Genomic DNA, 22,421 nt, shown 5'->3' with positions numbered 1-22,421 from the left:
AATAAAAGACGAAAAAAAGAGCAGGGTCCGATGACCTTGCTCTTATCCTATATCCTGCAACAAAGTTTGAAGATTTGCAAAGGGATGGTATCCCGCATCTTCACCAGATTGGTAAACTAATTGAGAAGTATACAAATAATCCTCCTCTACACCATTCTTCTCCAAGATTAAAGTAGGGAATAGAGTCATAAATAGTTTCGCCGTATTATAGGCATCATCAATTCCTCGATGTGGCCTTCCCTCAAAAGGAATCTCAAATAGTTCCATTGCCTTCGCTAAGCCAATTCGTTGATGTTTGCCTCCACTTGTTCGCTTGGTTATCAACCATTGAAAATCATTATAGTTCTTAATCCAATCATAGGACAGATTATAGTGCTTACAGTGTTTCAACATTTGATATTTATCATCCTGTCCCCAGGCAATTAAATAGTATTCGTCATCACCAATCCAAGAAAGAAATTCAGATATTATTTCCGGAAAAGTGGGTGCCCGATTAATATCATCCAGAGTGATACCTGTGAATTCTTTTGTCTTTGAAGATATTGTAGTATGACGTTGTGGCCGGACAAAAGACTGAAACAGATCAACTACCTCCAAACGCCCCTCATCATCTCTTATTTTCACCGCTCCAATTTCAATTATTTCAGTCATATATTGTTTTTTCGTCACAGTGAATTCTAAATCAAACACAATATAATTCAATTTTACCCCTCCCAAGCCTATTTCTATATTACTTATTCCATTATAAGAATGTCCTATGACAACATTTGGTCAGGGAAAAAACGTTCTGTATTATAAATTTCCACAAAAAGTAGAAGGGTTAAGACCTTATAGCGACGAAAAAGTATATTAACAATTTAGCATAAAATTAAAGAACTTATCTATAGTACTCGGAGGTACACCATGAGTGAGAAAATGATTCGTCTTTTGCGCATCTTAAATCTAATTCAATCAAAACCAGGAATATTAGCACGAGAATTAGCAGAAAGATGTGAGACTACAGAACGAACCATTTATCGGGATTTAGAAACATTATCAAGCATTGCCCCCATTTCAAATATGGGTCATGGGAAAGGTTATCAGTTCATTGGTGACTTTTCCCTCTATCCCTTAAATTGGGACGAGCAAGAAGCATTATCCTTTTCTATGCTGCCATCCATTATTCAGCCCGTAAAACATATGCTGCCAAAAGGTTTTGACACAGCCTATGAAAAAGTAATGGCAACCTATAAGAAAGAGAAAAAGCAAAATGATGAAATCCTAAAAAAAGTAACAGATATTATTCAAATGGGATCTCCTGCATATCGACAAGATCGGACCAACTTCATGCTACCGATTATCCAAGCCATTCTATCAAAAAAGACAATTCAAACGATATATCATACCCAAAGTCGTAATGATACATCTGAACGTGAGATTGATCCTTACTACTTAGTTCCTAGAGAACAACGATTTTATCTGGTTGGGTATTGCCATGTGGCCAAGGATATCAGAACATTCCGAATTAGCCATTTTCTTGATGTAAGAATGACAGACCAAACCTTTGATATGAAAGACTTTAATATTCGCCACTATTTAAAAAATACCTGGTCGATCGAACGTGGTGAGAAAAAGATCCACTTTAAGGTAAAATTTAGCCCAAGAGTTGCACGCTATATTAAGGAAGAAGAATTATTTGTCATCCCGAAATTAACGGATAATCCAGATGGAAGCCTTTTATTCGAAGTTACCGTTAACCATGATCGAGAATTTTTAAATTGGATCTACCAGTATGGCCCTGATACTGAAATACTAGAGCCAAAGGAATATAGGGACAAGATGAAAGAGATGCTAAAGAAATGGATTGCTGTGTATGGAAGGGGAGTATAAATTTAAAGGATAAATTTGACTGAAATCATCAAAAAATAAAAATAACGATGTCAGAGAATCATTTCTGCCATTTTTCTTTTATTGGAAAGCATTCTTTTATTTTTTATCCTTTATTGTTAATAGTCGTAACTATCCCAATGGAAATTGGGGGTTTTGGACAGAATAGTAAAAGTAAAAAAATGGAGGTGATTAGGTGCTAGATGTTTGTTTATTAGGATGTGGTGGAACGATGCCGATTCCCAACCGTTGGTTAACATCTTTATTAGTTCGGTATAAGGGAAAAATGATCCTGATAGATTCAGGGGAAGGAACGCAAATTGTTCTCAAGAAATTAGGATGGGGATTAAAATCAATCGACGTTATTCTTTTCACTCATTATCATGCCGATCATATTGCAGGTTTACCAGGTCTTTTGTTAACAATTGGGAATGCAGGGAGAACAGAACCAATAACATTAGTTGGTCCTAAAGGTCTTGTTGAAGTCGTACGAGGTCTAACCGTGATCGCACCACAACTCTTCTATGATCTCCAGTTCATCGAGTTAAATGAGAAACATGAAGAGTTTTCATTTCTTAAGGATCTTCATATTCATGCACTAGCAGTGGATCATGCGGTTCCCTGTTATTCCTATCAAATTGAGATTCGAAGAGGAAGAAAATTCAGTCCAGAAAAAGCAAAAGAGAACCAAGTTCCAATCGTCTATGGAAGAGATTGCAACAGGAAGAAAGCGTGGAATTACAAGGTATCGTTTACACGCCGGATATGGTTTTAGGTGAGAAAAGAAAAGGACTAAAAATATGCTATGTGACCGATACCCGTCCGATTAATGAATTGATCGAGTTTGTTTCCGATTCGGAATTATTGATCGCCGAGGGAATGTATCCTACTGACGACTATCTACAAAAAGCGGAACAAAATAAACATATGCTTATTTCAGAAGCTGCTTGGTTAGCAAGAAAAGGTAACGTAAAAGAATTATGGTTAACTCATTTTAGTCCTTCATTAGCCAATCCGGAAGAGTACATAGAACAAGCATCTGCAATTTTTATAAATACACAAATGGGGGAAGAGCGGAAAACCATATCGTTAAGGTTTCCGGATTGACTAATGAACAAAAAATCTCTCACATCAGTTTTCCATCATTTTTCATATTCTCTATCTATCTTATGAAGGTGAACATTTAAGTTAGAAGGTTTCTTTCGATGAAGGTAGAATAAGGTTTTAAAAAGCTCTAATAAAGATTATGAATCAAAATCTTTAACTGAACCATTTTTTTAGGAGGTTATCCATGTTAGACAAAATAAAAGGGGCTTTATTTGGTGTTGCGGTTGGTGATGCGTTAGGTGGCACGACAGAATTTATGACACCTGAACAAATTCAACAGAAATACGGTCGACTTACAGAGATCGTAGGTGGAGGAGTCTGGAATTTAGAACCGGGAGAAACAACAGATGACACGGCGATGACAATTGCTGTAGCAAAGGGAATTATCGCAAATTCGAAAGATCCAGTTCCAGCAATTGGCGAGGAATTTATGAAATGGTTTCAAACGAATCCTAAAGATGTCGGGAGAACTGTAAGTCTGGCACTCGAACAGTATATAGAAACCAATGATTGGGAGCTGGCAGTGAGTAAAGCTCATGAATTAGGGAATGGTAGAAGTGCTGGTAATGGAACGCTAATGCGAACATTGCCTGTTGCTTTGTCGTATCAGGATTTACTAACCATTGAAAAAATAACGGAAAGTCAATCGAGATTAACGCATTATGACTTTTTGGCAAGTGAGGCGAGCGTAATCTATAATCGGATTGCTCATCGAATCCTTACTTCGGAAATGGATCTTAAACAAGCGATTCAAAACGACATCAAAGGAACGAGATACGAATCCGTCTTAAAAGGAAAACCAAATGTTCCTCCAAATGGGTACGTCGTACATACATTTCTATGGGTATTGCATCTTCTTCTCCAGTATTCAACGGTGGAGGAGGTTATTATTGAAGCAGCAAATATGGGGGGCGATAGTGACACAATTGCCGCAATTTCTGGAGGACTCATGGGACTTGATAAAGGCTATGAATCGATACCCAAGCGGTTTACGGAAAAGCTTCTCTTAAAAAGGGAATTAAATGATCTAGCAAATCAGCTTTATAAAATTCGAATTGAATACTAGAAATAATAAAATCTCTTATTGCTGGTCTAGAATAGTTCTGGTACAAATACCCGTTATCTAACAATTGGTTTATTTTGCAATTTTTAATGAAACTAATTGATTTAACTCTTCTTTTATAAAGTAGGTTCCGTGAACCTCTTTTTGCTTTAAAAGATCTAATATCCTGGGCGTTAGTGTGGTAGGCCCATCATCAAATGTAAGGTAGACCTTTTTCTTGTCATTCACTGTCACTTTTATCTTCGTAAGCTCTTTTTTTAAGTCATTAATTTGCTTTTTGTCTGTTGATTTATTTACAGAATGTCGGTAAAGAAAAGCAGCATAAACGAGGGAAAAGATGAGTGGAATCGTTCCAAAGTAGCTAATGAGGTTATTGATTTAGAAATAAAGAATAGGTACTCCTCACGGGGTACCTATTTTTGCTTGATGATTATTGCAAATATTTTTTGTGTGTTTCTATACTTTTCTTTAATTAGTTCTTCTGCCTCTGGATATTTTAAAAACTCGGAATGAACCTTTAAGAATCCTTCTCTTAGCTCTGGGCTCTCCCTTAGAGCTTCTGTGGTAATTTGAAATAAAGTTGAAGCTATTTTCATAATCGGTTAGATAACTTTTCATATTATGTTTTCAAATTTCTTAACATTAATATTTCTGGAGGATATTCGATTTGATTGGGAAACATTAGATCATACTAAAGGATAGAAAATTTAAAATTAGGAGGCAGGAAACGATGAAGTTCACGATATCTGGTGATAAGTCAAAACTCGGAATTGATGTGGTTACCAGAAAGTATCCACAGAGCGATTATTATTTAGATGTGAATTGGTTAACCTGTAAAATCAATGTGGAGATTCCTGGTTACTCAGCATCCTTTTATGGAGAGATTTTTGCTGATGAGATCAGTGGGCTCTTCAATCAATTAAAAGAAATGAGTCAACAGAATACAGATTATGCTTCACTGGAAATGAGAGAGAATTATATTCGTTTAGAAGCAAAAAAAGATCAACTAGGGCATATACAATGGAATGTGAGCACGACTTACCCACCAAATAAAGGTGCTACCCTAACCTTTAAAATGAATTCCGACAAAACCTATTTATCTGAGCTTCTTCGGGAGATGGAACAGGTTGTTCAGAAGTTCCCTGTAATAGAGGGAAAGCATTAATTAAGTTTAAAAAAAATTAGAAAGAGATTGATGATTCAGTAATATAAGTAGTATATTTTACTAGCACATGAATTTAGAAGGAGGTCGTTATCCATGAAACACTTTCAAATAAATGACTCATGTAAAGTAAATAACCTTAATAACGACCTGCCGTTCGAAGTAATCTAAAATAAGACATTACTCTTGTATAAAAAGTTACAGGTCAAACGATCTGTGACTTTTTTTATATAAACGATTGATGATGAAAGTCATGGAGTTCTATGCTTTTTCATTTGCATACACAACACCATGACTTTTTTGTTGAAAAAGAAGGAGTGAACTCCATCGTGAATCAATTAAAAAAATTACTAACACCGTATCAAGGACTTCCTAAGAAGTTTATGTTCTTTTTATTGCCAAAATCATTAATACGATGGGCAGTTTTGTCATGCCATTTCTAATGATTATATTGACAGATGCGATCGGATTATCTAGGGATGTAGCTGGATATATATAAGTAAAGCTGGATTATTATTAATTTCCCGCTTCGATGTTAGGATTGAAGCTAGCTGATACCATTGGTAGAAAAAAGTAATAATTATTTTTGATACATTATCTGCTTTTATGTATATCGCAATTGGTTTTATGGAACCATCAATCACAATGATCTGTGTTTTGGCCCTAGCAGCAATGTTTATGGTGATAGCAGGCCCAGCATACGATTTGCGGATGTTACTACACCTGAAAACCGAAACGCAGCTTATTCGTTATCGTACATGGGATGGAATATTGGGTTTGCAATTGGTCCTGTCATCGGCGGCATGTTTTATAAAAATCATTTCCCTCTGGTCTTTATCGGGGATGCATTGACCGCTTTACTCCGATTTTAACAAAGGTAACGGAAAAGATAAAAAATATTCGTAAGGTCGTATATGAAGTTTTACTTTAGGCGAAATTATCTTATCGATTAGTGCAACACCCTATATTGTTAATCATACTCCTGCATCCCATCGAGGTAGAATAGGTTTAATTATTTCAATTATTATTGGTACTGGTCAATCACTTGACCCGATTGTAATGGGTCAAATTCTCTCTTATTCATCAATTAAATCAGGGTGGATCATAACAGGTTTGGTAGCAGTAGTCACAGCGGTTCTTATGTTTTTATTAGAAAAATATGAAGTAAAATTAGAGAAGAAAAAAATCAAAAATCAAAAAATAATTATTTTTTAATTTAAAATCTCTTTTAGAGAGAATCTACATCTTGAAAAGGTATATTTAACACTTGAAGAACATAATAATATAGGTTAGAAAACGACTTCTGTTATTTTGATCACAAAGGAGACAACTATGGAGATCAAACCTATAAATAAGAAATTAAAACTATATGGTTTTAATAATCTGACGAAGACATTAAGTTTTAATTTTTTTGATATCGCCTATGCTCTGAATCAGGAAAAAAACCAAGAGTATATTGAATATATTGATGAAGAATATAATGCAGATCGCCTAGTTAAGATATTAACAGATGTTTCCAATATTATTGGAGCGAATATTTTAAACATCGCGAATCAGGATTACGACCCTCAGGGTGCTAGTGTTACCATGCTCGTCGCAGAACACGAAGTTTTAACAACGTCGGATGAAATGAAAATTACGAATAATGAATCACCTGGCCCGTCTTCAGAAGCGGTTGTTGGTCACCTTGATAAGAGTCATATTACTGTTCATACGTATCCTGAAAATCATCCTGATAAGGGGATTAGTACATTTCGGGCAGATATTGATGTTTCAACTTGTGGTGAAATTTCTCCATTGAAAGCTCTGAATTATTTAATTACGAGCTTTGAACCCGATATCGCCATGATTGATTACCGGGTTCGCGGTTTTACCCGTGATGTGACTGGTAGAAAGTATTTCTTGGATCACAAGATTAATTCGATTCAAAACTTTATGACTAGCAAGACGAAAGAACTGTATCAAATGATTGACGTGAATGTTTATCAAGAGAATATCTTTCATACTAAAATGATCTTGAAAGAATTTGATTTAGACCGCTATCTTTATGGGACAGAAAAGAAAGATTTAGCACCTAGAGATCGAAAGAAAATAAAACAGAGAATCAAAAAAGAAATGCTAGAGATCTTTTATGGGAGAAACATTCCAAAATTGTAGCAACATCAACTGTTGGCAATTATAGTCGAAGTTTGGCATGCTTGCCAAAACGACCTTTCCTTAAGTTTGGGTCAAATATTTGCAGCAGGAATTTTATTCCATTTTTATAACGTGATAACCAATGTTTTTTTATACCATTGTGGCACTACATCAACCACATTATTGTGAACAAAATCACAAGTATTAAGATACAACTAAATATTTTAATTTATCTTTATATTTTGAAAATATCGATAAGATAAATATATATTAAAGAAAACGAATTCATTTTTCAAAAAATTAGAACTTTAATTCCGTTCAATATTTTGTTGCATTTTTCACAATCATTGATTGAAAAATGTTGTATAATGATGATGACAAAAAAAATAAGAGGGTGATCAATAATGAGTACTGAGGTTTTAGAACAATTAAGCCAGAGGGAAGAAATCAACTTTATGAAGGAGTATGTTGTCAAGTTCAATGGAAAAGAAATTAGCTTAGATGATTATCTAGCGGTAAAAGAGGAAGAGGCAATTTTATTTTTCTCTAAGTAGATTATATATATATTATTTCGAATATATGGTTCACAACTAAAACCTTCTACACTAGAAGGTTTATTTCTTTTTTATTGGAAAATTTCCTCATTTTTTTATCCTTTTTACATTATAATTAAAATAAGGTTATTTTTCGTGGAAGTTGAATTAGAAGTAAATAAAATAGAAGAAGTGAGGGATCGTATGAGTGATGATACACCTGTAAAATCACACCCCATATGCTTACAAGTAGTATCAAAGAGATGGATTTCACCTTGTTTATTTCGATATGCACCCGCTTTTTTTTTTCATTTACAGTAACGACTGCATCCTCATCTAATGCTAAATCCTCCAGCCTTTTTTAATGATTTCAAACTTTCTTTGTATTGGCATACATTCTTGAGAATAATATACTCCTTATCGCTTAGAAAGGAAAATGGGAGACAATGACAACATCATTTAACGTAATCTTATGTCCATCCCTTGTGTTGGATTATTATTAACCATCATAATCCTCCTGTAAACATTCTGATATGCTTTCCAATAATGAATGTAGCAATGCAATTTCTTGAACAATTCAAATGGAAATAAAAGGTAGGTCTATTTACGGATGAACTTCAATTTATGGAGAAATATTATTTCTGAGCTTAGTAAAATAACATCATGAATTATGGAGTGATAACCTTGAAACGTTTTGCTATACTAACCGTTTCTTTTGCATTTGTCATTTCTTTGCTTTCTACTCATTTAGTACAAGGTCTTGATACAAAAGCTTATCACTTTGGCTTCAAGAAGAGTAAAGAAGGAAAGCTTGCATCGATTGCACAAGAGGGTTTTCTAGAAATTGTAAAGAAAAACGGGGCGATTTTTCTTGGTGATACGAACAAAAAAGAGCTTTATCTCACTTTTGATAATGGTTATGAAAATGGATACACGATCCAGGTACTTGATATTTTGAAGGAGAAAAGAGTGCCAGCTACCTTTTTTGTAACAGGACATTATGCAAAAAGTGAGCCTGAACTGTTAAAGCGAATGGTTGCTGAAGGACATATTATCGGTAACCATTCTTGGAGTCATCCCGATATGACCCGGATATCGGCTCAAAAGATCAAAGAAGAACTAGATAAAGTAAAAAAGGAAGTTTCTTTGGTCACGGACCAAAAAGAAATGAAATTCATGCGACCACCACGAGGGATCTTTAGCGAGAAGATGTTGGCTGTGAGTCGTGAGCTTGGGTATACCAATGTGTTTTGGTCGATTGCTTATAAAGATTGGGACACAAACGATCAAAAAGGTTGGAAGTATGCCTATGACAAAGTGATGAGTCAACTTCATCCAGGCGCAGTAATCTTACTCCATTCTGTATCCAAAGACAATGCAGAGGCTTTAAGAAAAATTATTGATGATGCAAGGAAGCAAGGATATGAATTTAAAGGGTTAGATCAGTTGAAAGTAAAGAATTATAATTAAGATTCGATATTTTTCCCTCATAAAACTGAAAAATATATAGAACACTATATAAATCGGAATCACATTTTAAATACAAACTTCTTTGAAAGCAAGATGTACTTATGGTTGAATTAATGGGAATGCGAATTAAGACATCGAAAAATGATGTCTTTTTTTATGTCTTTTTTCTCATTTGTTTTGACATTTTCCTGACATAATTCCTGTCTATGATAGACGAGTGTAAAACATTTGGAAAGGAGTCAATATTATATGCTTAAGCAATTATTTTCTAAAAATAAGCAAGAAATAGAAAATGGTGAATCCGATGACCTTATTAATTTTAGAAAGAAGAGGCAAAAGAAAATCGTTATTATTACATTTGTTCTCATAGCGGTATTTGCCGGAGGAGTGTATGGATATCAGAGATTATCGGCACCAAAACCAACCAATCAGGCGGTAAGATTGATACCTGTTCAAAAAGGAGATGTGACTGAAACAATATCAGCAACAGGAACTGTTCAAGCGACAAAAAGAGTCGTTTTAAACTTTCCAAACGGTAGCGGTAAAATTACAGCGGTGAATGTAAAAGTTGGAGATCAAGTAAAAGCTGGGCAAGTATTAGCAACTGTTGATTCTTCTTCATTAAGTACACAAGTTAAAACCGCTCAAGCGAATCTATCTGCTGCAAAAGCGCGTTTGGAAGAAATGAAAAAAGGAGCCTCAGCAGAAGAAATTGCTGTTAAACAACAGAGTGTGAATAAGGCAAAATTATCCCTTGATATTGCGAAAAGTAATTATGAGGAGCAGAAAAAATTATATAGTGAAGGGAAAATTGATCAACTTCAACTCGAACAAGCAAAGAACAATGTCGATCAAGCACAAGCAAACTATAATCTAGAAGTTGCTCAGTTGAATCAATTAAAATCTCCGCCAAAGTCATCAGAACTACAAAGTGCACAAGCGAGCGTAGACCAAGCATATTATCAATTACAACAAGCACAAATCGACTTAGCAAATGCGACGTTAAAAGCACCAATGGATGGGGTAATCGTTGAGGTAAACGGCGAAGTGGGGGAGATTCCATCTAGTGGTGGTGGATCGAATAATGGATCAACAGGTAACTCTTCCTTAAGCAATTCAACATCTTCTGGTTCGTCAAAGAGTTCAGGATTTATTGTCATGGATAATTCAAATTCTGGCGAACTTGAAGTTATATCGCAAGTAAGTCAAAACGACATTGGAAAAGTGAAAATAGGTATGAACGCTACATTTACCACGACTTCTTTTGAAGGAAAAAAGTTTACAGGCAAAGTTACCGCAATCTCTCCTGAAGCAACAACACAATCAGGAGTTACAACATACAGTGTAAAGCTTTCTGTGGATAATAAAGAACAGTTATTAATGCCAGGCATGACAGTAAATACAACTATAACAGTGGGAACTCATACTAATACACTGTTTGTACCTGCAGCCGCACTAAAGGAACAAAATGGTAAGATGGGTGTAATGGTACAAACTACAAATGGTCAATCTCGATTCCAAGAAGTAACGATTGGCTATTACAGTACAGATAAAGTAGAGATTCTATCTGGACTAAAAGAAGGAGATCAAGTCGTATTGACCTTCCAACTTCCTTCATCGACGAACAATCAAAGATCTAATCAATTCCGGTTACCTGGAACAGGAGATAATCGCAATCCCCTAAGAGGTGATCGCTAATGAAAACCGTAATCAGAATTGAAAATTTGAAAAAAGTTTATCAAATAGGAAATCAGGAAATACAAGCGCTTCGTGAAGTAAGCATGGAGATCAAAGAAGGAGATTTTGTCGCCATTATGGGGCCTTCAGGATCTGGTAAATCAACCATGATGAATATCATTGGTTGCCTTGATCACCCTACTTCAGGAAAATACTATTTGGATGGTTACCCGATATTAAATGCGCATGATGATGAATTATCATTCATTCGAAATCGCAAAATCGGTTTTGTTTTTCAAAACTATAATTTACTCCCAAGAACATCTGCAGTAGAGAATGTTGAGCTTCCACTTCTTTATGCAGGTATTTCCGCAAAAGATAGACGAAGAAGAGCTGTTACTGCACTTAAAAGTATGGGTATGGGAGATCGACTTCTAAATAAACCAAATGAGCTTTCAGGTGGGCAACAACAACGGGTAGCTATTGCTAGGGCCATTGTCAATGATCCTGTTATCCTTTTAGCTGATGAACCTACAGGTGCGTTAGATACCCAAACCAGTGCGGAAATTATGGGAATTTTTCAAGAGTTAAATGATAAGGGGAAAACCGTCATTTTAGTCACTCATGAACAAGAAATTGCGGAGTATGCCAAACGCATCATTCGATTTCGTGATGGCCAAGTTATCTCCAATGAGATCGTGTTGAATCGGCGAATGGCTAAGCGTAAGGATGTGGTAAAATGAGTTTTATAGAGAGTATGAAAGTCTCCCTACGAAGTATTCGAGCAAATAAATTACGTTCATTTCTTACAATGCTTGGTATTGTAATTGGAGTATCTGCTGTGATTGCAATGGTATCCATCGGTCAAGGGGCATCATCAAGCATAACCTCCCAGATTAATGGTCTAGGTAGTAATTTACTTATTGTTTCCTCAGGTCAAGCAAAACAAGGTAGCGTAAATTTTGGTGCAGGTTCATTAAACACCCTAAGCCTAAATGATGCAGATGCTATCGCAAAAAAAGAATCGATTGCTGCTGTTGCTCCAACGGTTAATAAACAGTCTCAAGTCGTATGGCGTGATCAAAGTTATACGACAAGCATTGAAGGCACTACGGAAAAATATTCGGAAGTAAGGAATACAAAAGTACAGCAAGGGCGGTTTATTAATCAGTTTGATGTGGCGGGCCAATCAAACGTAGCTGTAGTTGGTCCTGAAGTGGTGACCAATTTATTCGGAAGTATGAATACCGACCCAATCGGTCAAACCATTCAAATCGATCAAATACCATTTACGATTATCGGTGTTCTAACAAGTCAAGGTAGCTCAGGTATCATAAATAATGATGATCGTGTCATTATACCGATTACAACAGCAATGAATCGGTTATCAGGTCAAACCAATATTCGAACGATCTATGTGTCAGCGAAATCTTCTGATATGATGGATCAAGCACAATTTGATATTCAACAAGCATTAAGGGAGCAACACCATATTTCACCTCTCGATGATGATGATTTCCAAATTAATTCTCAATCACAGATATTAAATACAGCACAAGGTATTACTTCAATTATGACCGCCTTATTATCTGGAATTGCAGGAATTTCTCTTCTTGTGGGTGGAATTGGGATTATGAATATCATGCTTGTCTCCGTTACAGAACGTACAAGAGAAATCGGGATTCGAAAGGCAATCGGAGCCACAAAAGGGGATATTCAAAGACAATTTTTAATTGAATCCATGACCCTTAGTTTATTTGGTGGATTCATTGGAATTCTAATCGGTATAGGTGGAGCAACACTCATTAGTAAATTTACCAGTTTAACGACAACGATTAGTTTAAGTCCAATTCTTTATTCTTTTTTAACCTCTGTGATCGTTGGAGTCGTTTTTGGTGTTTATCCTGCAAGGAAAGCGGCTCAATTAAAACCGATTGATGCTTTACGTTATGAATAAAAAGGGGGAACAGCTTGATTCAAACAAGCTGTTCTTATAATATTCTTTATACAACAGAAGGTGAGACTGTATGAAATTTATCGACCGAACAATAAATGTTCTCGGTTTCTTAGTTGCTGTATTGTCAATTTCAATGATTCCAATATTTTATTTCTATTATAATAAATCTGCATTTTTATTTGGTATAAGAGAAAGAGGCCTCAGTAATCAATTAGGGGCCATGGGTTTAATATTTGGAATATCCGCTTTAGGAATTTGGGTATCAAGAAAAATTTATGTAATAATGAAAAAGAAAAAGCTAAATGATCGAGGGGTACTACGCCACCTTACAACTTTCTTGCATAAACATCATGTCCTTTTGGGATGGATTACCATTTTTTCATCAACAGCTCATGGGATCTATTATCTCCTGAATTATCCGAATAAGCAGACTGCAATTATTACGGGTATCATTGCTTGGACAATTTTAATATTGTTATCTTTGTTTGGTGTTGTAATGGAGTACAAGTTAAAGGAAAAGATGAAGCACAAAAAGGTACGTATTTATCATTTTATGTTAGGTTTGTTCTTCATTGTTGGACTTATTATTCATGTCATGTGAGGTGAAATATGAATCGATTAAAGTTAGTGGTCTCAATTATTGTGTTAGTCCTATTAATCATGACTACTGGCAGTACTTTTTACTACAAAATAAAAAATCCTTCCCAAATTATAGAAGACAGAAGCAGATTTTACCATAGTCATCAATTAAGGACACTAGGTATTAAGAGCTAGGGGAGAAGACATTATGAAAAAAATAATGGTTGTTGAAGATGAGTTATCTATTTCAAAAGTTTTAAGGGCATATCTAAAAAAAGCCGGTTATGAAGTTGAGTTAATATCTAGTGGGGAAGAAGCAATAGAAAAATTTTCGGAATATAAACCTTCTTTGGTTTTATTAGATATCATGTTGCCAGATGTAGATGGATGGACCGTACTTCATTTTATTCGTGAAAGAAGCTCATGCCCAGTTATTATGTTAACCGCATTGGGACAAATAAGCCAAAAATTAACTGGGTTAAATCAAGGTGCAGACGATTATATTACAAAACCTTTTGATCCATTAGAAGTGGTTGCAAGGGTTGACGCAGTACTTAGAAGATCAACTCTTATCATCAATCAGGAAAATATCAGATATTACGGAACATTAAAGATTGACTTTAAAGCCCACCGTGTGTATTTGCATGGACTAGAAATGGAGTTACCACCACGTGACTTATCTTTGTTGCTCTTTCTAGCTAGACACCCTAATCAAACGCTTACAAGGGAGCAATTGATTGAACAAGTATGGGGAATGGACTATGAAGGAAGTGATCGGGCTGTAGATCTTGCGATTAAGCGAATACGCAAGGTACTAGATTTGTGGCCTTCTTCTGAAGGAGAAATAAAGACGATACGAGGAATGGGGTATCAGTTCAGTGTTTATGAAAAAGAATGAGAGAACTCCATTGCTACGTTATTGGACTGCACGTTATCTAATCACCCTATTTGTAGGTCTCGCGATTGTTGGCCTCATTACAACTTTATGGATTTACAAACTGGAAAATCAAAAAAGAATTGCGATTGCTCGTTTTGTCGCTGAAGATATTTCTGAACGAATTGTAGACACAAAAGGAAATATGAATGCGGAACCTGTTTTATCAGGATTCCTTAAAAGAAGAGAATACTTTTTTGATTTTGGAGCAAGAACTTTATTACTGATCATTGATAATAAAAATAATTTAGTCTTTAGCGATAACCCTATATTTCAGCCGGACATTCTTCAAAGAGTAACATCAGTATTAACTCAGAAAGATAATGTTGTTAAAATTAAGGGCATACGAGACCGAGAACAATCTTATCTTGTCAAGAAAGAAATTAAATATAATCAACAAACGATTGGATGGGTTCTTATTGTTTTTCCACAAGCAAAAGTTACCTTAAACAACGAACAATTACAGCTTCTGATTATACTGTTGGTAAGTTTAGCGCTATTAGGATGGGGAGTGATCTATTTATTATCCAGAAAACTCTCTAAGCCAATAAAAGATGTCGTCGATGCCGCAAAGCAAATTGTGGAAGGAAATTACGACATTCTGATGGATAAAGATATAAAAGAAAAGGAAATTTATGAGTTGATTGACTCTTTTGAAAATATGTCTAAGCGTTTAAAACAGCTTGAGATGATGAGAACAGAGCTTCTAGCAGGAGTCACACACGAATTGAGAACACCAATTGCTTCCATTCGGGGACTTATCCAATCAGTGAGAGATGAGGTTGTAACGGGTGAGGAAGCAACTGAGTTCTTAGAAATCAGTATGAAGGAAACAAAGCGGCTTCAGAAAATGGTTGAAGATTTATTGGATTTCAACTCGATGATTATTGGTGAGTTTAGACTTCAATTGGAAAAACATAATATCAATGACCTTGTTCGAGAAATCAGTCACCAATGGTTGATTGGACAAGAAAATTACATCGAACTTCATACCTCATTACCTGATCAACCAATTTATGTTATGACCGATTCAGCAAGAGTTCAGCAAATTCTATACAACTTACTTAACAATTCAATTCAGGCAATGAATCAAACGGGTAGAATCGATGTTATTCTTTATCAGACTAATGATGATATTCGGATTGATGTCAGAGATAATGGTCCGGGAATAGCTGAAGAGGAGAAAGGTTTAATTTTTGAACGGTTTTTTCGCGGAAAGGCAAAGAAAATTAAAGTGCGTGGTTTGGGATTAGGACTCACGTATAGCAAAAATTTAGCAAAAGCTCTAGGAGGTGACTTGATCTTAAAAGAAACATCAGAGAAAGGGACGACCTTTACACTGATTTTAAATCGTGAAAAACCAAAATCTTAAAAAATAATAGACCTCCAAGTGATAGAGATAGGAGGTTTTATTTTCATTTATATATTTTTTGATTTCTGCTAAGAAGAGATCGCCATACTTTTGCAGTTTATTTTATCCAACGCCTTTAATCGATAAGAAAGATTCAGCATCTAATGGATATTATTTAGCCATTTTGGGTCATTGAGTCTCCAATAAACGAATAATATCTTTTTTTACTTCAAGGGTGGCTGTTGCAGTAAAAGCAGCCATAACAGGTCTTTGTGGCAATTGTTTGATAAACGAAGAGATGGGACGATAACTTAAGTCGAAAATCGTGGCCCCATTGGGATACACAGTTCTAAAACGCTCGTAGCCATAGTATTTCTTTAGTATTTCCTGTGCTATATCTATCATGCCGGGTTACTCCTTGAAATAATCTGAATCGTATATTAATGGATTTTTAGATAAATGTACCATGAAAATCTTTTTATTTTAATCTGAAATTTATGCCTTATGGAAATGGATATAATAACATTATCAAAATAGAACAAAGAGCTAAATTATTATAAAACATCAAACTGCAAAAAAAAGTAGACCTTTTGTTACTAAAAAAGGTCTGCTTTCATATATTATTCGCCTAGGTCCACATTGTGGTACACTTGTTGAACATCTTCTAAATCTTCTAATGCATCAATCAATTTTTCGAATTGTGCTTGTGCTTCTTCTGGAAGAGTTATTTCATTTTGGGCAAGCATGGTTATTTCTGCAACTGTAAATTCGGTTATGCCAGCATTTTTAAATGCCTCTTGTACTGCATGAAACTGATCAGGTTCAGCATAAACGATAACCGATTCATCTTCTTCTAAAATGTCACGCGCGTCTACATCTGCTTCCATTAATATCTCAAGTATCTCATCTGCTGTTTTACCTTCAACGCCAATCACAGCCGTTTCATCAAACATATAGGCTACAGATCCACTGACTCCCATATTTCCACCGTTTTTATTAAATGCAGAACGAACCTCTGCTGCTGTACGGTTCACATTATTTGTCAATGCATCTACGATTATCATTGATCCGTTTGGTCCAAAGCCTTCATAACGAAGTTCGTCATAGCTTTCATCCGAACCACCTTTTGCTTTTTCAATCGCACGGTCAATAATAGCTTTCGGTACATTGTATGTTTTTGCGCGCTCGATCACGAATTTTAGAGTCTGATTTAATTCTGGGTCTGGTTCGCCTCGCTTAGCAGCTACATAGATTTCTTTCCCAAATTTCGCATATATGCGGCTCGTATTTTTATCTTTTTCAGCTTTTTTGTCTTTAATATTGTTCCACTTACGCCCCATACTGTTTCACCTTTCTTTCAACTATGAATCTGCTTAAAATTATTATTATCAAACAACACAAATTAAAGGTGTTGCATTCATTTAACAGATTATATTATAACTCATTCGTTGTACAAGAAAAAGACTGTTACAAAAAACACTGCAACATATTGACATATACTAAAAGGTATGTTACTAAAATAGTGATTAGCACTCAAAGGAGTAGAGTGCTAATAATTTGGTTTGGAAGACAGATGTTTTTTAAATTTGAATCACTACATTAAATAGTTGGACGGGTTTTTCAATTTGGAAGGAGGAAGTTTAATGGGAAAAAAACAGTTTCAAGCAGAATCGAAAAGACTACTAGAAATGATGATAAACTCTATTTATACTCATCGAGAGATATTTTTACGAGAATTAATTTCAAATGCTAGTGACGCGATTGACAAAATATATTACAAAGCGTTAACGGATGATTCATTAAGTTTTGATCAAAACAATTACTACATAAAAGTGATCGCTGACAAGGAAAATAGGACACTGAAAATATTAGATACTGGTATTGGAATGACTAAAGAAGAACTTGAAAATAACCTTGGAACGATTGCTAAGAGTGGTTCTTTAGCATTTAAAACTGAAAACGAATTGAAAGATGGCCACGAAATTATTGGCCAATTTGGGGTTGGATTTTATTCTGCATTTATGGTAGCGGATAAAGTTACTGTCATTAGTAAGGCTTTAGGAAGTGATGAGGCTTATAAGTGGGAATCTACAGGTTCTGATGGATTTACGATTGAGCCTTATAAAAAAGAGTCAGTGGGAACCGAAATTATTCTAAAAATCAAAGAGAATACAGAAGATGAGAACTATGACGAGTATCTAGATGAGTATCGATTAAAAGCAATCATCAAAAAATACTCGGATTTCATTCGCTATCCTATTAAAATGGATGTGACTAGAAGAAAACCAAAAGAAGGCAGCGAGAATGAATTTGTAGAATACAAAGAAGAACAGATTATCAACAGTATGGTTCCAATCTGGAGAAAAAATAAAAACGAGCTTACTTCTGAAGATTACGAGAATTTTTATAGGGAAAAACATTATGGCTTTGATAAACCTTTAAAACATATCCATATTAGCGTCGATGGTGCAGTAAGATATCATGCGATTTTATTTATTCCAGAAAAAATGCCATTTGACTATTATACAAAGGAGTATGAAAAGGGATTAGAGCTCTATTCCAATGGTGTATTGGTCATGAGCAAATGTTCAGACTTACTTCCTGATTATTTTAGCTTTGTCAAAGGTATGGTTGATTCAGAGGATCTATCTCTCAACATCTCTAGGGAACTTTTACAACATGATAAGCAATTAAAGCTCATTGCGAAAAACATTAAGAATAAAATTAAAAACCAGTTGCAAAGTATGTTAAAGGATGAAAGAGATAAGTATGAAGTATTTTATAAGTCCTTTGGCAGACAATTAAAATATGGGGTTTATAGTGATTTTGGAAGTCATAAAGAAGATTTGCAAGATTTGTTGATGTTCTATTCTTCCAAAGAGAAAAAAATGGTCACCTTAGATGAATATGTATCCAGAATGCCTGAAGATCAAAAATATATTTATTATGCTACTGGAGAAACAGTTGAAAGAATTGAAAAATTGCCTCAGACTGAGTTAGTTGCGGATAAAGGATATGAAATTTTATATTTCACTGAAGATATTGATGAATTTGCAATAAAAATGTTAATGACCTATAAAGGGAAAGAATTCAGATCCGTATCAAGCGGAGACTTAGGTATTGAAACTAACGATAATCAAAATAATGCAGAAGAGAACGAACACAAAGAACTCTTTGACTATTTGAAAAAGGTATTAGGAGACAAAGTAAAGGATGTCAGGGCATCAAAAAGATTAAAGACTCATCCAGTATGTTTTGCGACAGATGGAGAAATCACGATCGAAATGGAAAAAGTCCTAAAGCAAATGCCCGGTGACCATAATATTAAAGCTGAAAAAATTCTAGAAATTAATATCAATCATGAGGTATTCAAGTCGTTAAAAAATGCATTTGAAAACGATAAAGAGAAATTAAACTTATATACAAATCTATTGTACAATCAAGCACTGCTCATTGAAGGACTACCAATCAATGATCCAGTAGAGTTTACAAATGATATTTGCAAAATCATGGTGTGAAAAATGATTATAATTCATTAGGCTAAAAAGGGGCTGTCTAAAAAGTTCATTTAAGTTGAAAATCCGCCAAAATTAAACCCCAAAGAATGTTGATTTTACAGCATTCTTTGGGGTTGCTTTTTTTAGATTTCGGGGTTAAATACTACTTTTTGGACAGCCCCATTTTTTACTTAACCCATGTACAGATAAGTTTTCTGAGAAGTATCAAAAGTAACATTATAATGATAAAATAGGGCATACGGGAAATTATAATAACTCACGATATTTTCTAGGAGGTCATACATATGATTAATAAAATCGGAAAAATCACGTTATATGTAAATAATCAAGAGGAAGCAAAAAAGTTTTGGACAGAAAAATTAAATTTTGTAGTTAAATTTGAACAGCAAATGGGCCCAAATATGACATGGTTAGAAGTGGGTCCAAGTGAGAGTGAATTTACGACATTTGTTTTATATGACAAAAATGTAATGAAGGCTCAAAATCCATCTATGAACGTTTGCCATCCAAATGTCATACTAAGTACCACTGACATAGAAAATGCTTTTACAAAAATGAAGGAAAATGGCGTTGAAGTAGGGAAATTGAAGAAGATGCCGTATGGAAAAATGTTTTCGTTTAAAGACCAAGATGGCAATGAATATCTACTTCGTGAAGACAAATAATCGTTTTGATTACTGCCATTAAAGCATAGAACACAGTTTTCGTCGATAATAATGTACACTTTTTAACTCATTGGGGGGCATTACATAAAATAGAGGAGGTTGCGAACATGATACCAAACAAATTAAAACGAGGGGATGAAATTCGTGTTGTTTCTCCATCAAGAAGTTTATCTGTCGTTAACCAAGCAAATCAAAAAATAGCCATAGACCGCCTTGAATCGCTCGGATTCCATGTGACGTTTGGAGACCATTGTTATGAAAGTGATGAATTTCACTCTTCCTCTATAGAATCGAGAATTGAAGACCTACATAATGCTTTTTCAGATCCCAATGTGAAAGCCATTCTAACTTCAATCGGTGGCTACAATAGTAATCAAATATTGAAGTATCTCGATTATTCATTAATTCAAGCAAATCCAAAGATACTTTGTGGTTATTCAGATATTACAGCATTAGGTAATGCGATATATACCAAAACTGGATTAACCACTTATTCAGGCCCTCACTTTTCTACGTTCGGAATATTAAAAGGAATGGATTATACCATCGATTATTTTCAAAAAGCACTGATGACAGATGAAATCATAGAGGTAAAACCGTCGGATTTTTGGAGTGATGATCCATGGTATTTGGATCAAGAAAATCGAACGTTTATTGAGAATAACGGTTGGTATGTCATAAATGAAGGCAAAGCAGAAGGAGTTATTATTGGTGGAAATCTATGCACATTGAATTTGTTGCAAGGAACTGAATTCATGCCGAGTTTAAAAAACACCATTCTTTTCATAGAAGATGACGAACTCACTTTCCCCGAAAATTTTGATCGGGATTTACAATCGTTGATTCACCAAAAAGGTTTCGAAGAGGTTAGGGGGATTGTTATTGGTAGATTCCAAAAGAAATCTGAGATGAGCAGGGAGATATTGAAGAAGATCATAAAGTCAAAGAAGGAACTAGATACCATACCCGTCATTGCAGATGTCGATTTTGGACATACTTATCCTCAGATTACATTTCCGATTGGTGGAAAAGTTTCGATCGTAGCGAAGGGGAATGAATCGAAAATTAAAATACTTCAACATTGAAATGAACGACTATTTATAGATAAAAGGACTACTTAATTGGGAAGTTCTTTTTGTCAGGAAAGGGGTTATTGATTACAAAATTGAATGACCTATGTTTTGTGTTTCAGATTTAAAGGGATGGATTTAATATCCATTGAAGAAATTCCAATCACTTCCTAACTACAGATCTGTAGCAGCATTGAGTAATCAAGATGGGAAAAAATTTTTTCTGCCCAAGGGAAGGGAATTGTTGTGTGGAGTCGTGCAGAATTAAAATCTAGAGCAATATGATGTTTTTCAATTTCTGTCATATCAAAAGCATCAAACATTTCTTTTTTACTCATTTCATGCCCACTGTTTATTGATTATAATGTTTTTTCGGACGTAACGTTAGAGTCAAAATTATCTTTTCGAAAAGTTATCTTTTCATTCGTACAAAAACTAAGTCTTTTTTGTATATTGAGGATAAGGAAATTTATACCGAAGAAAAGTTAATAAAATGAGGTGAGAAAATGGAGTTGGTTCAAATTGGTGTCATCCATAGCAATTACAAAGAAAGATTCGATGCTCCACGACAAGGAAGGTTATCTGATGAAACACAAGTAATAGAAGTATTTGTCGAGTATATGGAAGGCATGAAAGGAATAGAAAACGTCTCCCATCTGATTGTCCTTTATTGGTTTGATCGAGCGAATCGAAAAAATCCACTGTTTATCAAACCGAGAGAAGGCAATGAAAAAAAAGGAGTATTTGCTACTCGTTCGCCTAATCGACCCAACCCAATTGCTTTTTCTATTACTGAGGTAATTAAAATTGAAGATAATAAAATAACTGTAAAAGGATTGGAAGCTTTAGATCAAACGCCACTTCTGGATATTAAGCCGTACTCTGTTGAAATCGACTGTGTTGATTCTGCTCGTTTTCGTGGGGATGAATTTTAAATTGAAAAACGAACCAGATAAATCACCTAGTTCGTTTGTGAATGAAGTATTTTATAACTCAAGTACATAAGTTAGCCGCGGTAGTATTTCACTGATATATCTTTAACCTAAACGATGCTAGCCCTACCTCTCTAACATCCTTACGGCTCTTTAGCCGATCCAGTGAGAATAAGTCTTAATGAAAGAAATATGAGTAAAACGCCAAATTTTTTATTCACCATATATTTTTAAATGATTCTGAGTTAAATACTACTATAAATAATAACACGTGATAATCATTAAGTCAAATGAGTAGATTTCGATGTTTGTGTCAAGTTTTTGTGGGAGAAATTTTTTACAAATATATACAAATATATTATGTAAGCGTAATCGGTATTTGAGAGTTCCCCTAGGTAGAT

The 22,421-nt window shown here is 34.8% G+C and carries 26 protein-coding genes; 20 read left to right on the top strand and 6 right to left on the bottom strand.

All coding sequences use genetic code 11. From position 1 onward, the window contains the following. Window positions 1-42 precede the first annotated feature (42 nt). Window positions 43-702, bottom strand: a complete 660-nt coding sequence (locus tag EDD72_RS08905) for a 3'-5' exonuclease (RefSeq protein ID WP_165895030.1) — start codon at window positions 700-702, stop codon at window positions 43-45. Between the two features lie 201 nt (window positions 703-903). On the opposite strand from EDD72_RS08905, the gene EDD72_RS08900 reads away from it, so the two are divergent. The 4 genes from EDD72_RS08900 (at window position 904) to EDD72_RS08890 (ending at window position 4,039) form a co-directional block, all read left to right on the top strand. After that, on the top strand, window positions 904-1,869 hold the full coding sequence (locus EDD72_RS08900) for a helix-turn-helix transcriptional regulator (protein WP_132769475.1): 966 nt from the start codon (window positions 904-906) through the stop codon (window positions 1,867-1,869). 193 nt (window positions 1,870-2,062) lie between these two features. Next, window positions 2,063-2,641, top strand: coding sequence for an MBL fold metallo-hydrolase (locus EDD72_RS12735; protein ID WP_207893681.1), 579 nt, complete (start codon window positions 2,063-2,065; stop codon window positions 2,639-2,641). Next, the gene (locus tag EDD72_RS12730) at window positions 2,599-2,973 is read left to right on the top strand and encodes an MBL fold metallo-hydrolase (RefSeq protein ID WP_207893680.1); all 375 of its coding nucleotides are present in this window, start codon (window positions 2,599-2,601) and stop codon (window positions 2,971-2,973) included. The genes EDD72_RS12735 and EDD72_RS12730 overlap by 43 nt, the downstream gene beginning before the upstream one ends. 184 nt (window positions 2,974-3,157) lie before the next feature. After that, on the top strand, window positions 3,158-4,039 hold the full coding sequence (locus tag EDD72_RS08890; protein WP_132769473.1) for an ADP-ribosylglycohydrolase family protein: 882 nt from the start codon (window positions 3,158-3,160) through the stop codon (window positions 4,037-4,039). Between the two features lie 69 nt (window positions 4,040-4,108). On the opposite strand, the gene EDD72_RS12725 is transcribed toward EDD72_RS08890, so the two are convergent. Together EDD72_RS12725 and EDD72_RS12575 are read right to left on the bottom strand one after the other, a co-directional pair. After that, on the bottom strand, window positions 4,109-4,270 hold the full coding sequence (locus EDD72_RS12725) for a polysaccharide deacetylase family protein (protein ID WP_207893679.1): 162 nt from the start codon (window positions 4,268-4,270) through the stop codon (window positions 4,109-4,111). 179 nt (window positions 4,271-4,449) lie between these two features. After that, window positions 4,450-4,632 carry a hypothetical protein gene (locus EDD72_RS12575; RefSeq protein WP_165895029.1) on the bottom strand — a complete coding sequence of 61 codons (183 nt, stop codon included), beginning with the start codon at window positions 4,630-4,632 and terminating at the stop codon, window positions 4,450-4,452. Window positions 4,633-4,766: 134 nt separating this feature from the next. Between EDD72_RS12575 and EDD72_RS08880 the strand changes: the two genes are divergently transcribed. The 12 genes from EDD72_RS08880 (at window position 4,767) to EDD72_RS08835 (ending at window position 15,856) form a co-directional block, all read left to right on the top strand. Beyond that, complete coding sequence (locus tag EDD72_RS08880; RefSeq protein WP_132769469.1) at window positions 4,767-5,201, top strand: WapI family immunity protein; 435 nt, start codon at window positions 4,767-4,769, stop codon at window positions 5,199-5,201. Window positions 5,202-5,791: 590 nt separating this feature from the next. Beyond that, the gene (locus tag EDD72_RS13035; RefSeq protein ID WP_207893683.1) at window positions 5,792-6,070 is read left to right on the top strand and encodes an MFS transporter; all 279 of its coding nucleotides are present in this window, start codon (window positions 5,792-5,794) and stop codon (window positions 6,068-6,070) included. A gap of 64 nt (window positions 6,071-6,134) precedes the next feature. Continuing rightward, complete coding sequence (locus EDD72_RS13110; protein ID WP_424565544.1) at window positions 6,135-6,413, top strand: hypothetical protein; 279 nt, start codon at window positions 6,135-6,137, stop codon at window positions 6,411-6,413. A gap of 117 nt (window positions 6,414-6,530) precedes the next feature. Continuing rightward, complete coding sequence (gene speD, locus EDD72_RS08870) at window positions 6,531-7,355, top strand: adenosylmethionine decarboxylase (protein WP_132769467.1); 825 nt, start codon at window positions 6,531-6,533, stop codon at window positions 7,353-7,355. Window positions 7,356-7,738: 383 nt separating this feature from the next. Next, window positions 7,739-7,888 carry a hypothetical protein gene (locus tag EDD72_RS12570; protein WP_165895028.1) on the top strand — a complete coding sequence of 50 codons (150 nt, stop codon included), beginning with the start codon at window positions 7,739-7,741 and terminating at the stop codon, window positions 7,886-7,888. Window positions 7,889-8,551: 663 nt separating this feature from the next. Further along, on the top strand, window positions 8,552-9,337 hold the full coding sequence (gene pdaA / locus EDD72_RS08865) for a delta-lactam-biosynthetic de-N-acetylase (RefSeq protein WP_243643813.1): 786 nt from the start codon (window positions 8,552-8,554) through the stop codon (window positions 9,335-9,337). Window positions 9,338-9,586: 249 nt separating this feature from the next. After that, window positions 9,587-11,035, top strand: coding sequence for an efflux RND transporter periplasmic adaptor subunit (locus tag EDD72_RS08860; protein ID WP_132769462.1), 1,449 nt, complete (start codon window positions 9,587-9,589; stop codon window positions 11,033-11,035). Then, the gene (locus EDD72_RS08855) at window positions 11,035-11,757 is read left to right on the top strand and encodes an ABC transporter ATP-binding protein (protein WP_132769459.1); all 723 of its coding nucleotides are present in this window, start codon (window positions 11,035-11,037) and stop codon (window positions 11,755-11,757) included. The genes EDD72_RS08860 and EDD72_RS08855 overlap by 1 nt, the downstream gene beginning before the upstream one ends. Further along, complete coding sequence (locus EDD72_RS08850) at window positions 11,754-12,971, top strand: ABC transporter permease (protein ID WP_132769457.1); 1,218 nt, start codon at window positions 11,754-11,756, stop codon at window positions 12,969-12,971. The genes EDD72_RS08855 and EDD72_RS08850 overlap by 4 nt, the downstream gene beginning before the upstream one ends. Before the next feature lie 70 nt (window positions 12,972-13,041). Then, entirely contained in the window at window positions 13,042-13,572 is a 531-nt protein-coding gene (locus tag EDD72_RS08845; protein ID WP_132769455.1) for a hypothetical protein, read from the top strand. Window positions 13,573-13,758: 186 nt separating this feature from the next. Continuing rightward, window positions 13,759-14,448: a response regulator transcription factor gene (locus tag EDD72_RS08840; protein ID WP_132769452.1), complete on the top strand. Its 690-nt coding sequence runs from the start codon at window positions 13,759-13,761 to the stop codon at window positions 14,446-14,448. Beyond that, window positions 14,435-15,856: a HAMP domain-containing sensor histidine kinase gene (locus EDD72_RS08835; RefSeq protein ID WP_132769555.1), complete on the top strand. Its 1,422-nt coding sequence runs from the start codon at window positions 14,435-14,437 to the stop codon at window positions 15,854-15,856. The genes EDD72_RS08840 and EDD72_RS08835 overlap by 14 nt, the downstream gene beginning before the upstream one ends. 168 nt (window positions 15,857-16,024) lie before the next feature. On the opposite strand, the gene EDD72_RS12565 is transcribed toward EDD72_RS08835, so the two are convergent. Beyond that, a complete protein-coding gene (locus EDD72_RS12565) occupies window positions 16,025-16,240 on the bottom strand; it encodes a hypothetical protein (RefSeq protein ID WP_165895026.1) in 216 nt (71 codons plus the stop codon). Between the two features lie 215 nt (window positions 16,241-16,455). Further along, complete coding sequence (locus tag EDD72_RS08830; RefSeq protein ID WP_132769450.1) at window positions 16,456-17,175, bottom strand: YebC/PmpR family DNA-binding transcriptional regulator; 720 nt, start codon at window positions 17,173-17,175, stop codon at window positions 16,456-16,458. Window positions 17,176-17,478: 303 nt separating this feature from the next. Here EDD72_RS08830 and htpG point away from each other — a divergent pair, with 303 nt between their 5' ends. From htpG to EDD72_RS08815, 3 genes are all read left to right on the top strand, one after another. Next, window positions 17,479-19,353, top strand: coding sequence for a molecular chaperone HtpG (htpG, locus tag EDD72_RS08825; protein WP_132769448.1), 1,875 nt, complete (start codon window positions 17,479-17,481; stop codon window positions 19,351-19,353). A gap of 284 nt (window positions 19,354-19,637) precedes the next feature. Continuing rightward, on the top strand, window positions 19,638-20,018 hold the full coding sequence (locus tag EDD72_RS08820; RefSeq protein WP_132769446.1) for a VOC family protein: 381 nt from the start codon (window positions 19,638-19,640) through the stop codon (window positions 20,016-20,018). Window positions 20,019-20,125: 107 nt separating this feature from the next. Next, a complete protein-coding gene (locus EDD72_RS08815) occupies window positions 20,126-21,103 on the top strand; it encodes a S66 family peptidase (protein WP_132769444.1) in 978 nt (325 codons plus the stop codon). Window positions 21,104-21,258: 155 nt separating this feature from the next. Here the strand turns inward: EDD72_RS08815 and EDD72_RS12560 are convergent, their stop codons facing one another. Further along, window positions 21,259-21,426, bottom strand: coding sequence for a hypothetical protein (locus EDD72_RS12560; RefSeq protein ID WP_165895027.1), 168 nt, complete (start codon window positions 21,424-21,426; stop codon window positions 21,259-21,261). 168 nt (window positions 21,427-21,594) lie between these two features. Here EDD72_RS12560 and tsaA point away from each other — a divergent pair, with 168 nt between their 5' ends. After that, on the top strand, window positions 21,595-22,023 hold the full coding sequence (gene tsaA, locus EDD72_RS08810; protein WP_132769442.1) for a tRNA (N6-threonylcarbamoyladenosine(37)-N6)-methyltransferase TrmO: 429 nt from the start codon (window positions 21,595-21,597) through the stop codon (window positions 22,021-22,023). Window positions 22,024-22,421: the final 398 nt, after the last annotated feature.

The organism is Tepidibacillus fermentans, from assembly GCF_004342885.1.
Classification (GTDB): Bacteria; Bacillota; Bacilli; order Tepidibacillales; family Tepidibacillaceae; genus Tepidibacillus; species Tepidibacillus fermentans.
The sequence above is the reverse complement of the archived record's forward strand: the minus strand, read 5'-3'. Positions and strand labels throughout refer to the sequence as shown.

What these genes read in the sequence shown, in the direction of transcription:
- EDD72_RS12575 (WP_165895029.1), bottom strand. Translation starts at nt 4,632, where the DNA reads ATGAAAATAGCTTCAACTTTATTTCAAATTACCACAGAAGCTCTAAGG.
- EDD72_RS08900 (WP_132769475.1), top strand. Translation starts at nt 904, where the DNA reads ATGAGTGAGAAAATGATTCGTCTTTTGCGCATCTTAAATCTAATTCAA.
- EDD72_RS08830 (WP_132769450.1), bottom strand. Translation starts at nt 17,175, where the DNA reads ATGGGGCGTAAGTGGAACAATATTAAAGACAAAAAAGCTGAAAAAGAT.
- EDD72_RS08835 (WP_132769555.1), top strand. Translation starts at nt 14,435, where the DNA reads ATGAAAAAGAATGAGAGAACTCCATTGCTACGTTATTGGACTGCACGT.
- EDD72_RS12560 (WP_165895027.1), bottom strand. Translation starts at nt 21,426, where the DNA reads ATGAGTAAAAAAGAAATGTTTGATGCTTTTGATATGACAGAAATTGAA.
- EDD72_RS08890 (WP_132769473.1), top strand. Translation starts at nt 3,158, where the DNA reads ATGTTAGACAAAATAAAAGGGGCTTTATTTGGTGTTGCGGTTGGTGAT.
- EDD72_RS08820 (WP_132769446.1), top strand. Translation starts at nt 19,638, where the DNA reads ATGATTAATAAAATCGGAAAAATCACGTTATATGTAAATAATCAAGAG.
- EDD72_RS08815 (WP_132769444.1), top strand. Translation starts at nt 20,126, where the DNA reads ATGATACCAAACAAATTAAAACGAGGGGATGAAATTCGTGTTGTTTCT.
- EDD72_RS08855 (WP_132769459.1), top strand. Translation starts at nt 11,035, where the DNA reads ATGAAAACCGTAATCAGAATTGAAAATTTGAAAAAAGTTTATCAAATA.
- EDD72_RS08850 (WP_132769457.1), top strand. Translation starts at nt 11,754, where the DNA reads ATGAGTTTTATAGAGAGTATGAAAGTCTCCCTACGAAGTATTCGAGCA.
- speD (WP_132769467.1), top strand. Translation starts at nt 6,531, where the DNA reads ATGGAGATCAAACCTATAAATAAGAAATTAAAACTATATGGTTTTAAT.
- EDD72_RS08845 (WP_132769455.1), top strand. Translation starts at nt 13,042, where the DNA reads ATGAAATTTATCGACCGAACAATAAATGTTCTCGGTTTCTTAGTTGCT.
- EDD72_RS08840 (WP_132769452.1), top strand. Translation starts at nt 13,759, where the DNA reads ATGAAAAAAATAATGGTTGTTGAAGATGAGTTATCTATTTCAAAAGTT.
- tsaA (WP_132769442.1), top strand. Translation starts at nt 21,595, where the DNA reads ATGGAGTTGGTTCAAATTGGTGTCATCCATAGCAATTACAAAGAAAGA.
- EDD72_RS08860 (WP_132769462.1), top strand. Translation starts at nt 9,587, where the DNA reads ATGCTTAAGCAATTATTTTCTAAAAATAAGCAAGAAATAGAAAATGGT.
- EDD72_RS12570 (WP_165895028.1), top strand. Translation starts at nt 7,739, where the DNA reads ATGAGTACTGAGGTTTTAGAACAATTAAGCCAGAGGGAAGAAATCAAC.
- htpG (WP_132769448.1), top strand. Translation starts at nt 17,479, where the DNA reads ATGGGAAAAAAACAGTTTCAAGCAGAATCGAAAAGACTACTAGAAATG.
- EDD72_RS12565 (WP_165895026.1), bottom strand. Translation starts at nt 16,240, where the DNA reads ATGATAGATATAGCACAGGAAATACTAAAGAAATACTATGGCTACGAG.
- EDD72_RS08880 (WP_132769469.1), top strand. Translation starts at nt 4,767, where the DNA reads ATGAAGTTCACGATATCTGGTGATAAGTCAAAACTCGGAATTGATGTG.